Origin of the sequence: Shewanella sp. Isolate13, assembly GCF_022398325.1 — a bacterium.
In the GTDB taxonomy this organism is placed as follows: domain Bacteria; phylum Pseudomonadota; class Gammaproteobacteria; order Enterobacterales; family Shewanellaceae; genus Shewanella.
Genome location: NZ_JAKEVD010000018.1, coordinates 101,200 through 113,577 on the forward strand (window position 1 = coordinate 101,200; position 12,378 = coordinate 113,577).

A 12,378-nucleotide genomic window follows, 5' to 3' on the forward strand; every position below is an offset into this window, starting at 1 on the left:
AGTGAGATGATGACTAACCAAGCTGAAGAAAAACGCATTTTAATCATGGCAGGCGGTACCGGCGGTCATGTGTTTCCTGCGTTAGCAGTAGCTAAGTATTTAAGCCAGCAAGGCTGGAAAGTACGTTGGTTAGGCACGGCTGAGCGAATGGAAGCGAGGCTTGTGCCTCAACATGGCTTCGATATCGACTTTATCGATATTAAGGGCGTACGTGGTAATGGCTTGATGCGTAAGTTGGCCGCGCCTTTTAAGATCCTGCGCTCGGTGATGCAAGCGCGCGCTGTCATTAAGAGCTTTAAGCCCGATGTGGTGATGGGCATGGGCGGTTTTGCCAGTGGTCCTGGTGGCGTCGCTGCCAAGCTTTGCGGTATCCCACTGGTGTTGCATGAGCAAAATGCCATTCCTGGCATGACCAATAGATTATTGTCGCGCATCGCATCTGAAGTGCTGTGCGCCTTTGAAGGCACCTTTACCGACATCAAGGCGGAAACGGTGGGTAACCCTATTCGTAAAGAGTTGATTGCCCTTGGAGATAAGCGCGAGCATTCCTGTGATGATGACTCGCTAAAGGTACTCGTTGTTGGCGGTAGTTTAGGGGCGAAGATTTTTAATGATGTGATGCCGAGCGTGTTGCAGGGGGTGAGCAAGACTCACTCTATGACGGTTTGGCATCAAGTCGGGCGTGATAACCTGGCAGCGGTGAAGGCGGAATACCAGCGACTAGGCCAAGATGGTAGCGTCAGTGTTGCCGAGTTTATCGACGATATGGAAGCGGCATATCGTTGGGCCGATGTGGTGGTTTGTCGTTCAGGCGCGTTAACCGTATCTGAGTTGGCCGCCGTAGGCTTGCCGAGCTTATTGGTGCCTTACCCACATGCGGTAGATGACCATCAAACGAAGAATGCCAAAGTTTTAGTTAACGCTGGGGCAGCTTTCCTGTTGCCACAGCCGATCGTAGATACCAGCAAGTTGATGACTAAGTTGTCGATGCTGGCATCTGACAAACAAGAATTATGCAATATGGGCCAACGTGCTCGAGACGTAGCGATCTTAGATGCAACGCAAAGAGTCGCCAACGTCTGTATTCGATTAGCACAGAAGGGTTGAGATGAGTAACAAAGCAGAGAAGTATTCGCAGCTAAGATCCATGATCCCTGAAATGCGCAGGGTTAAGCACATCTATTTCGTTGGAATAGGTGGTGCCGGTATGGGCGGCATAGCGGAAGTGCTTGTTAATGAAGGTTACAAGTTAAGTGGTTCTGATATCGCCCAGAGTGCGGTGACTGAGCGATTAACTCAACTTGGCGCGACTATCTATATTGGCCATGATGCCAGTCAGATTAAAGATGTGGATGTGGTCGTTGTTTCTACGGCGATCAGTGCTGATAACCCAGAGTTAGTGGCAGCAAAAGAGCTAAGGATCCCTGTGGTACGCCGTGCTGAGATGCTAGCGGAGCTGATGCGTTACCGTCATGGCGTTGCTGTTGCCGGCACCCACGGGAAAACGACCACGACTAGCTTGATCGCCAGTGTTTATGCGCAGGCTGAACGCGATCCAACATTTGTGATCGGTGGCTTGCTCAATAGTGCTGGCACCAATGCCAGATTAGGTCGCAGCCGTTATCTTATTGCCGAGGCGGATGAGAGTGATGCGAGCTTCTTGCATCTGCAGCCGATGGTTAGCGTAGTGACGAATATCGAAGCTGACCATATGGATACCTATGAAGGCGATCTAGAGAAGCTTAAAACAACCTTCGTCGACTTCCTGCATAACCTGCCTTTCTATGGTGTTGCAGTGGTGTGTATCGACGACCCTATTGTGCGTGAGCTTATTCCACGTATCGGTCGCCGCATCGTGACTTACGGTTTCAGTGAAGATGCCGATGTTCGTGCGCTAGATTTCAAGCAGACAGGCTATAGCTGCGAGTTTACCGTTAGACGTGCTGGTTTTGAGGACCTGCAGTTATCGGTCAACCTGCCTGGCGAGCACAATGTATTGAATTCGCTGGCTGCAATTGCGGTTGCGACTGAAGATGATATTGAAGATGAAGCGATTGTTGCTGCTTTGGCTGAGTTTCAAGGTATCGGTCGTCGCTTCCAGCAGATCGGGGAGTTCGCGACAAGCAAAGGCGAGATTAAATTGGTCGATGACTATGGTCATCACCCAAGCGAAGTCGCTGCAACCATTAAGGCTGCCAGACTGGGTTGGCCTGAGCGTCGTCTAGTGATGATCTATCAGCCCCACCGTTATAGCCGTACTCGCGATCTTTATGAAGACTTTGTTGAGGTCTTATCACAAGTCGATTGCTTATTGATGCTCGATGTTTATGCTGCGGGCGAAGCGCCTATTCCAGGTGCCGATAGCCGTGCACTATGTCGCTCGATTCGAGTGCGTGGTCAGGTTGAACCGGTATTTGTTGCCAGCACCGAGCAGTTAGAAACGGTATTACCGGAGATCTTGCAAGACGGAGATCTGCTGCTGACCCAAGGGGCAGGCAGTATTGGCATGTTGTCACGCAGTCTCGCTGAGTCGAATTTAGGGTTTGATTCTGCGTCGACAGATGAAAAAAATGCGTAATTTAGAGCGATATAGCTTAACTTACTCATCAAATTTTGACGCTTGGAATAAGGGCTATATAATGGCCGATTTTCCGGGCTTACGGTTGCAAAAGGAAGCCTAAAGGTGTCTTGGCGCGATAAAGGTCAGCGTGTTCGGGTTTTGCTTTCGCAAGCCGATTGGTATCTGTGTTTCGGAGTGGTGTTTTTACTGTGTGTATTGATCGGTTTATCGATGGCAGTAATGAAACTCAATTCCGTACTAAATGATGCCGATGCGCTACCTATTGAAGCGGTTGCGATTAGCGGAGAGCGGTTATATACCAGCGACAAGGAGATCCAAGTTGCACTGCAGGATTTAATGCAGCGAAGCTTTTTCTCCGCCGATGTTAATCAGGTGCAAGATGCGTTAGAAGATTTACCTTGGGTGTATCAAGCCTCGGTGAGACGAGAGTGGCCTGCGAAATTGAAGGTCTATCTGGTTGAACAAAAGCCAGTCGCACATTGGAATGGTGATGATTGGCTCAATATTTATGGCGAAGTGTTTGATGCACCAATAAAAGAAGGTATACCTAACTTACCTTTCTTGACCGGCCCTGAAGAGCAAAGTAAGTCGGTGCTAACTACTTACCAGCAGTTGGGTGAACTATTAAGAATTAATGGCTTTAACTTACAGAGTTTAAGTTTGAGCCCAAGGCATGCTTGGCACGCACAGCTCAATAACGGCATAAAGCTGGAATTGGGCCGCGAAGACAAGATGGCAAGGATACAAAGATTTATCCACGTCTACCCGCAGCTTACTAAGCAGGATAAGCAGGTAGCGATTGTGGATTTGCGCTACGACACAGGTTTGGCCGTAGGTTGGGATGATGCAAAGAAAGAGAGCCGTTAATTAATGACCAAGAATCTAGATAGAAATCTGATCGTGGGATTGGACATAGGGACATCAAAGGTCGCTGTGATCATTGGTGAAGTGTTGCCTGACGGTGAGATCAGTATTGTCGGCCTTGGAAATCATCCTTCAAGAGGGATGGATAAAGGTGGCGTTAACGATCTCGACTCTATCGTTCGTAGTGTGCAAAGAGCACTAGACCAAGCTGAGCTCATGGCGGATTGCCAAGTCTCTTCGGTTTACTTGAGTATCTCGGGTAAACATATCGAATGTCAGAACGAAAATGGCATGGTATCGATTAATGACGAAGAGGTGACGCAGGAAGACGTTGATAATGTCATCCACACGGCACGCTCGGTAAAGATCCCAACGGAACGTCGTATCTTGCATGTATTGCCGCAAGAGTACGCAATCGATGTGCAAGATGGTATTAAGAGCCCAATAGGCATGTCAGGTATGCGTATGGAAGCCAAGGTACACATCGTGACTTGCGCCAACGATATGGCTAAGAACATTACCAAGAGCGTTGAGCGCTGTGGATTGAAAGTCGATGATCTAGTGTTCTCGGCGATTGCTTCGGCCGACTCTGTGTTGACCGACGATGAGAAAGACTTAGGTGTCTGTTTGGTCGATATGGGCGGTGGTACAACTGATATCGCGGTTTATACCAACGGTGCACTGCGTCATTGCGCAGTGGTTCCAGTTGCGGGTAATCAGGTGACTAACGATATCGCTAAGATATTCCGTACCCCTTTATCTCACGCTGAACAGATTAAGGTACAGCACGCCAGCGCTCGTAGTTCAATGGTGAGCCGTGAAGACAGTATCGAAGTGCCTTCTGTGGGCGGTCGTCCGTCTCGTAGCATGTCGCGTCATACGCTGGCGGAAGTGGTTGAACCTAGATACCAAGAATTATTTGAACTGATCTTAAAGCAGTTACGCGATAGCGGTTTAGAAGATCAAGTTGCGGCGGGCATTGTTATTACCGGCGGTACGGCATCGATTGAAGGTGCTGTGGATATTGCCGAAGCGACATTTGGCATGCCAGTAAGAATGGCACAGCCGCTGCCAGTTAAAGGTTTACATGAATATGTGGATCAGCCTATTTACTCTACCGGAGTTGGGTTGCTTCACTATGGTGCGCGCAGAGTGATCGAGCGTCAGTTCGAGCGTCCTGAGCGACAAGGGGTCACCAGTCTTTGGAATCGGGTCCAGAGTTGGTTTAAAGGTGAGTTTTAGTTAATAACGCAGGCAGAACGGAGAAAAGACCATGTTTGAGATCATGGATAGTCATTCAGACGAAGCGGTGATTAAGGTCATCGGTGTCGGTGGTGGCGGCGGTAACGCTGTCGAGCATATGGTTAAACACAACATCGAAGGTGTTGAGTTTGTGGCAACAAATACTGACGCACAGGCGCTGCGTAAGTCTGCTGCATCAACCACAATTCAATTAGGTCGTGACGTAACTAAAGGTTTAGGGGCTGGCGCAAACCCTGAAATCGGTCGTTTAGCGGCAGAAGAAGACAAAGAAAGCATTCGTAATGCGATTAAAGGTTCAGACATGATCTTTATCGCTGCGGGTATGGGCGGTGGTACCGGTACTGGTGCAGCTCCAGTGGTAGCAGAGATTGCTCGTGAAGAAGGCATTCTAACGGTTGCTGTTGTGACTAAGCCTTTCCCATTCGAAGGTAAGAAGCGCATGACCTTCGCAGACCAGGGTATTGAGCAGTTAGCGAAGCACGTGGACTCGTTAATTACCATCCCTAACGAGAAGTTACTTAAAGTGCTAGGCCGCGGTACTTCTTTATTAGATGCGTTTGCTGCAGCTAACAACGTATTGCTTGGTGCTGTTCAAGGTATTGCTGAACTTATTACTCGTCCAGGTCTAATCAACGTCGACTTCGCCGACGTGAAAACCGTGATGTCAGAAATGGGTAATGCCATGATGGGCACCGGTGTCGCAAGTGGTGAAGACCGCGCAGAAGAAGCGGCGGAAGCTGCTGTGGCTAGCCCGCTACTAGAAGATATCGATCTTGCTGGCGCTCGCGGCGTGCTTGTGAACATCACTGCAGGCATGGATATGAGTATCGAAGAGTTCGAAACTGTGGGTAACCATGTTAAGGCTTATGCGTCTGATAACGCTACAGTCGTTGTGGGTGCGGTTATCGATCCAGAAATGTCTGACGAGCTACGCGTAACGGTTGTTGCAACGGGTATCGGCGCAGAGAAGAAGCCTGACATTCAGTTGGTTTCAAAGCCTGCTCCGCGTCCAGAACCAATCGTTCCTGCTGAAACTCGCGTTGAAAACATTACCCCTGAAGATACGATTACACCGACTGTATCTCATGGTAATACTGCTACCGCAGCTCAGCCACAAGTGGCGACACCTGTGACCGAGAAAAAGAATGAACTTGACTACTTGGATATCCCAGCATTTTTGCGTAAGCAAGCTGATTAACTTAAGTGTTAATAAATAGTTAAGAAATATAAGGCAATACTAAAGTGTTGTCGAAAAGCTGAGTGAATTTTGGTGAATTTGCAAAGATATGCTAAGATATCCGACCAGCATCGCCTACACACGACTAAAAAGTGTGTGGTTAGTGCTTTTTTGTTGAGATAATAAACGGGTAAATACATGATTTTTCAAAGAACTGTAAAAGAAATGGTTAAGACTACTGGTGTTGGATTGCATTCCGGCAACAAGGTGACTTTGATCATTAAGCCCGCACCAGTTAATACCGGCATTAAGCTAGTTCGTACCGATTTGACGCCAGCAGTGGAAATTCCAGCTGTTGCCGATCAAGTGCGTGAGACGACTATGTGTACCGCTTTGGTAAATGACGATGGTGTTCGTATCTCAACAATTGAGCATCTATTTGCAGCGCTAGCCGGACTAGGCATTGATAACGCAGTTATCGAAGTTGACGCGCCTGAAATTCCTATTATGGATGGCAGTGCGAGTCCTTTTGTTTTCCTACTGCAATCAGTTGGTATTCAAGAGCAGAGCGCAGCTAAAAAATACATCAAAATTACTAAACCAATCCGTGTCGAAGACGGTGATAAGTGGGCTGAGTTGAAACCTTTTAAAGGCTTCAGAGTTGATTTCGCAATTGACTTTAACCACCCAGAGATCGCTCGTAGTCAGCAGCATATGGTTATGGATTTTTCATCGTCTGCTTTTGTTAAAGATATCAGCCGTGCAAGAACTTTTGGTTTTATGCGTGATATTGAATACCTAAGAGCGAATAATCTTGCACTAGGCGGCAGCATGGAAAATGCTGTTGTACTTGACGAATATCGCGTCCTCAACCCCGATGGCCTGCGTTATGAGGACGAGTTCGTTAAGCACAAGATTCTTGATGCCTTTGGTGATCTATATGTGGCTGGTCATGCAATTGTTGGTGAGTTCTGTGCTTACAAAACAGGACATGCACTTAACAACCAGTTAGTGCGTGCCATGCTTGCACAGCAAGACGCTTGGGAAATCGTGAGCTTTGAAAAAGAAGCCGACGCACCTGTCAGCTTCTCAGTTCCCGCGGGGGCTGTATTCGCTTAACTGCGAACTAAGATTGCCTTGAACGGCTGGCTAATGCAGCCAGCCGTTTTAGTTTTAGCGCTAATGTCCCCTCTGTATGTTCAGCTAACGCCTCTATATGAGCGGCGGCATTTTCACTAATTAGGTTGTGAGCGGCCTTGGGTTTTGTTTCATACATTAACAAGCTTGGGTTGACTTTAACTTCGATTGCGGTAAGCATGGGTAGCGTTTCGGCTTGTAGCAATTGTAGTATTTTGGGTTTTTGGAAGTTTATTCTTGCCGCCCATGCAGCCGTAGTTGTTTCAATAACCAAGATCCCTTGACGTAAATTGGCAACCTTAAGTTGCTCTGTCACTGGACCAGTTAGCACTTGTTTCACGTAGTGATCTAAGTGTAGTAACAGTTCTGCTTTTTCAGCTAGATTAGGCATAGTGCCCTGCTGATGCAGTAATTGACTGAGATCCTGAGGGGGCTTTTTCATATGATAATAAAATGGCTTAATTAGGCTATGAGTGTAACAGTTTTTATTCAAGGTCGAAATGGTGCCACCCGCTGGCAACCAGGAAAGCGTTGGCTGCTTTTACCTATACTGCTCATCGCAGCAGGTACAGGCCTTTATCAGCACAATGCTAAGCAACTTACACAGCAGCAAGCTAATGTCGATAGTGAGCGTATGGCTCGTGAAGAACAAAAGGATGAGTTAATTGCACTGAAGAGTGCGACTGAAACTCAGCTTTCGATGTTGGTGGCTCATGTTGCCCGTATGCAGGCTAAACTTACGCGCTTAGAAGCGCTGGGCCAACAAGTTGCAGTAAATAATCAATTAGAAGATCAATTTGATTTCTCTTCAGAAGTCGGTGTTGGTGGTATCAGTGAATTAGGTACTAACATCGAACTCGATCAGCTTATCGCCGATATGGATGAGCTGGTATCTCGAATAGATAATAATAATGTTCAGCTTTCACTACTTGAAACAGTAGCATCTAATCTCCATATAGATGAAGAACGTTATATATCTGGGCGACCAATTCAAAAAGGTTGGTTATCTTCGCCCTACGGTTTACGTAATGATCCTTTTAACGGTAAACGCACGATGCATAAAGGCATCGACTTTGCCGGAAAAGAGGGCTCCGATGTAATCGCAACAGCAGGTGGTGTGGTTACATGGGCAGACAAGATGTTTGGTTATGGTGAGTTAGTCGAAATTGATCATGGAAATGGTCTAAGCACTCGCTATGGTCACAATAAAGCTTTGTCAGTAAATGTGGGTGATGTGGTCGCTAAAGGCGATAAAATCGCAGTTATGGGGAGTACTGGGCGCTCAACTGGGCCTCATGTACACTATGAAGTGTTGCGCGGTGGACAACAGATAGATCCGCAAAAATATGTCTACCGCAAGGCAGGGTAATCGTAAAATCGGCTTTCAGACTCTAAAAGGGACTTGGCCAATAACATAGAAGTGGTTCAGATGTTTGGTAAATTACTGACAAAAGTATTTGGTAGTCGCAACGATCGTACACTTAAAGCATTTGGTAAAGTCGTTAATAAGATTAACGCACTAGAAGCTGAGTATGAAAAGCTATCAGATGAAGAATTAAAAGCAAAAACCGCCCACTTCCGCGAGCGTTTAGACGGTGGTGAATCATTAGAAGGTGTTTTACCTGAAGCATTTGCGACGGTACGTGAAGCATCGAAGCGTGTCTTTGAGATGCGTCATTTCGATGTGCAGCTTATCGGTGGTATGATTTTGGATAGTAACCGCATCGCAGAAATGCGTACCGGTGAAGGTAAAACCCTAACGGCAACTCTGCCTGCATATCTAAATGGTCTAACAGGTAAAGGCGTACACGTTATTACAGTGAACGACTACCTAGCTGCTCGTGATGCTGAAAATAACCGTCCTCTTTTTGAATTCCTAGGCTTAACCGTTGGTATTAACGTTGCGGGTCTTGGTCAAGTTGAAAAGAAAGCCGCTTATGATGCCGATATCACCTACGGTACAAACAACGAATTTGGTTTCGACTACCTGCGCGACAACATGGCGTTCTCGCCAAGCGAACGTGTACAACGTCCACTTCACTATGCGCTAATCGATGAAGTCGACTCAATCCTTATCGATGAGGCACGTACACCGTTAATTATTTCTGGTGCTGCCGAAGATAGTTCTGAGCTGTATATCAAGATCAACACGCTAATTCCTAACCTTATCGCTCAAGAGAAAGAAGATACTGAAGAGTATGTGGGTGAAGGTGATTACTCTGTTGATGAGAAATCAAAGCAAGTTCATATGACTGAGCGCGGCCAAGAGAAGGTCGAGGTGTTGTTAACTGAGCGTGGCATGCTAGCAGAAGGTGATTCACTATACTCTGCTGCTAACATCTCATTGCTGCACCATGTTAACGCCGCATTACGTGCTCACACATTATTTGAAAAAGACGTCGACTATATCGTTCAAGATAATGAAGTCATTATTGTCGATGAACACACTGGCCGTACTATGCCAGGTCGTCGTTGGTCAGAAGGTCTGCATCAAGCAGTTGAAGCTAAAGAAGGCGTTCATATTCAAAATGAAAACCAAACATTAGCATCGATTACTTTCCAGAATTTCTTCCGCCAGTATGAAAAGCTTGCTGGTATGACAGGTACAGCTGACACAGAAGCGTTCGAGTTCCAACACATCTACGGTCTAGATACCGTTGTTGTACCGACAAACCGCCCAATGGTACGTAAAGACCATCCGGATCTGGTTTATCTAACGGCTCAAGAAAAATATGCGGCTATCGTAAAAGATATCGTTGGTTGTCGTGAACGCGGCCAGCCAGTATTGGTGGGTACGGTTTCGATTGAGCAATCAGAACTATTACACAGCTTGCTGAAAAAGGAAAAGATCCCCCATGAGATCTTGAACGCCAAGTTCCACGAGCGTGAAGCAGACATCGTTGCTCAAGCTGGTCGCACTGGTGCGGTAACTGTTGCCACTAACATGGCAGGTCGTGGTACCGATATCGTGTTAGGCGGTAACTGGAACATGGAGATTGACGCGTTAACCAATCCAACTGATGAACAGAAGGCCAAGATTAAGGCCGACTGGAAAATTCGTCATGATGAAGTGGTTGAAGCCGGTGGTCTACACATCCTTGGTACTGAGCGTCACGAATCTCGCCGTATCGATAACCAGCTACGTGGTCGTTCGGGCCGTCAGGGTGATGCGGGTTCATCACGTTTCTACCTATCTATGGAAGATAGCCTAATGCGTATCTTCGCTTCTGACCGTGTTTCTTCAATGATGAAGAAGTTAGGTATGGAAGAGGGCGAAGCGATTGAGCATCCATGGGTGTCACGTGCTATCGAAAACGCACAACGTAAAGTTGAAGCGCGTAACTTCGATATCCGTAAGCAGTTACTTGAGTTCGATGATGTTGCCAATGACCAACGTCAAGTTGTTTACGCCCAGCGTAATGAATTGATGGATGCTGAAAGCATCAAAGATACGATTACTAATATTCAAGAAGATGTGGTTAATGGTCTAATCGATCAGTATATTCCACGTCAGTCTGTAGAAGAGCTTTGGGACGTAGAAGGTCTAGAGAAGCGTCTTCAGCAAGAATATGCGATGAGTCTGCCTATTCAAGAGTGGTTAGATAAGGAAGACGACCTACACGAAGAGACATTGCGTGAGCGTATTGTTGAGACTTGGGTTAATGCATATAAAGCCAAAGAAGAGATGGTAGGCGAGCAAGTTCTACGTCAATTCGAAAAAGCGGTAATGCTACAAACCTTAGATGGTCTTTGGAAAGAACACCTTTCTGCGATGGATCACCTTCGTCAAGGGATCCATTTACGTGGCTATGCACAGAAGAATCCTAAGCAGGAATATAAGCGCGAGTCGTTCGAGCTATTCCAGCAAATGCTTGAGTCATTAAAGCACGATGTGATTAGTGTGTTGTCTAAAGTACAAGTACAGGCACAATCTGATGTAGAAGAGATGGAAGAGCGCCGTCGTCAAGAAGACGCAAAGATCCGTCGTGATTATCAGCACGCCGAAGCAGAAGCGTTAGTTGGTGCAGAAGAAAGTGCCGCGCTAGCTGCTACTCAGCCAGTTGTTCGTGATGGTGAGAAAGTTGGCCGTAATGATCCATGCCCATGTGGATCTGGTAAGAAGTATAAACAATGCCACGGTAAGCTAAGCTGATAACACTGCTATACCGAATAAAGCTATAGATAGAAGGGGGACTTAATATGAGTCCCCCTTTTTTATTGCTCTTATATATGGAGTGAAGTTATTCAACGCTGAAGTAGGCAGCCAAAAACGCTCCAGAATGGCGAGTTTTAGCGGCTCTGATACTGCGTTAACAAGCTTGAACGTAGAATAACTATGCTCTTCACTCGTTGCCTTGTCTCAGTGCCGCTAAACTCTCGCTGAGCGACCAAATCTTTATACTAATTGGTATTACAGGGCACATTGGCAGTATAGAGAAAGTTAAGCTATATATACTGGCTAGGTTAAACCGGACTAGATAGTTAAGAGTCACCAGAGCTTATAACTTAAGGGGAACGACTACCATTTAGGTGAAGGGATAGAATCGTTTGGAAGTGTGAAAAAACGACAATTCTGGAGGTGGTTGTGGATAACTCTGAGGGTAACTAGTGACTAAATTGTGCCTAACTAAATACCTTAAAAAAAGTCTAAAATTATAGGAAAAAGCGCTTGCGCTCTTTTAAAATCTCCCTATAATGCGACCCCACTGACACGGCGCAGCAGGCCACCTACCCAGCGTTAAGCTAGATAGGGCGGGACTTGCAGCAGAGTTAGAGAGATTAACTTCTACGGAAATTAACCTCAGGTGACAACCGCTTTAAGAGCTTCGGGTAGCGACTTCTGATTAAGAAATCACCGCTTGAAAAACTTCTTAAAATAAGCGCTTGACGCCGACACTGGAGAGTGTAGAATACGCCTCCTCAGCCAAACGACCTAAGCGTCTAAGGCGAAGTCTGAAAGACGACTTCACGCTCTTTAACAATATGACAAGCAAATCTGTGTGGGCACTCACAGAGATTAAGTTATTCGAAACTGTCTTCTAACGAAGCAGTCAAAAATTTACTTAATGAATGAGTGTTCATAGCAATATGACTTTTGTCTTCACTTTTTTTTAAAAAGTGAAAGCAAAAAATACAGAATTCATTGAGCCGTTCGACGTAGTCGAACAAAAAAACTTTAATTGAAGAGTTTGATCATGGCTCAGATTGAACGCTGGCGGCAGGCCTAACACATGCAAGTCGAGCGGTAACACAAGGGAGCTTGCTCCTGAGGTGACGAGCGGCGGACGGGTGAGTAATGCCTAGGTATCTGCCCAGTCGAGGGGGATAACAGTTGGAAACGACTGCTAATACCGCA

General features: G+C 46.5%; 9 protein-coding genes and 1 rRNA gene. 9 read left to right on the top strand and 1 reads right to left on the bottom strand.

The window, feature by feature from the left end:
* Positions 1-9: 9 nt before the first annotated feature.
* From murG to lpxC, 6 genes are all read left to right on the top strand, one after another.
* Positions 10-1,107, top strand: a complete 1,098-nt coding sequence (murG, locus tag L1D44_RS12910) for an undecaprenyldiphospho-muramoylpentapeptide beta-N-acetylglucosaminyltransferase (protein ID WP_239891225.1) — start codon at positions 10-12, stop codon at positions 1,105-1,107.
* Position 1,108: 1 nt separating this feature from the next.
* Complete coding sequence (murC, locus tag L1D44_RS12915) at positions 1,109-2,578, top strand: UDP-N-acetylmuramate--L-alanine ligase (RefSeq protein ID WP_239891208.1); 1,470 nt, start codon at positions 1,109-1,111, stop codon at positions 2,576-2,578.
* A 105-nt stretch (positions 2,579-2,683) separates the two neighbouring features.
* Positions 2,684-3,448 carry a cell division protein FtsQ/DivIB gene (locus tag L1D44_RS12920; RefSeq protein WP_239891209.1) on the top strand — a complete coding sequence of 255 codons (765 nt, stop codon included), beginning with the start codon at positions 2,684-2,686 and terminating at the stop codon, positions 3,446-3,448.
* Positions 3,449-3,451: 3 nt separating this feature from the next.
* Positions 3,452-4,687, top strand: coding sequence for a cell division protein FtsA (gene ftsA / locus L1D44_RS12925; protein ID WP_220769536.1), 1,236 nt, complete (start codon positions 3,452-3,454; stop codon positions 4,685-4,687).
* Between the two features lie 31 nt (positions 4,688-4,718).
* Positions 4,719-5,906 carry a cell division protein FtsZ gene (ftsZ, locus tag L1D44_RS12930; protein WP_239891211.1) on the top strand — a complete coding sequence of 396 codons (1,188 nt, stop codon included), beginning with the start codon at positions 4,719-4,721 and terminating at the stop codon, positions 5,904-5,906.
* A gap of 177 nt (positions 5,907-6,083) precedes the next feature.
* Positions 6,084-7,004, top strand: a complete 921-nt coding sequence (gene lpxC, locus L1D44_RS12935; protein ID WP_220769534.1) for a UDP-3-O-acyl-N-acetylglucosamine deacetylase — start codon at positions 6,084-6,086, stop codon at positions 7,002-7,004.
* Between the two features lie 7 nt (positions 7,005-7,011).
* On the opposite strand, the gene L1D44_RS12940 is transcribed toward lpxC, so the two are convergent.
* Complete coding sequence (locus L1D44_RS12940) at positions 7,012-7,464, bottom strand: DciA family protein (protein WP_220769533.1); 453 nt, start codon at positions 7,462-7,464, stop codon at positions 7,012-7,014.
* Positions 7,465-7,491: 27 nt separating this feature from the next.
* On the opposite strand from L1D44_RS12940, the gene L1D44_RS12945 reads away from it, so the two are divergent.
* The 3 genes from L1D44_RS12945 to L1D44_RS12955 all read left to right on the top strand — a co-directional run.
* Complete coding sequence (locus L1D44_RS12945) at positions 7,492-8,391, top strand: M23 family metallopeptidase (protein WP_239891213.1); 900 nt, start codon at positions 7,492-7,494, stop codon at positions 8,389-8,391.
* A 60-nt stretch (positions 8,392-8,451) separates the two neighbouring features.
* Positions 8,452-11,175, top strand: a complete 2,724-nt coding sequence (gene secA, locus L1D44_RS12950) for a preprotein translocase subunit SecA (RefSeq protein ID WP_239891215.1) — start codon at positions 8,452-8,454, stop codon at positions 11,173-11,175.
* A gap of 1,024 nt (positions 11,176-12,199) precedes the next feature.
* A 16S ribosomal RNA gene (locus L1D44_RS12955) occupies positions 12,200-12,378 on the top strand; the annotation flags it as partial.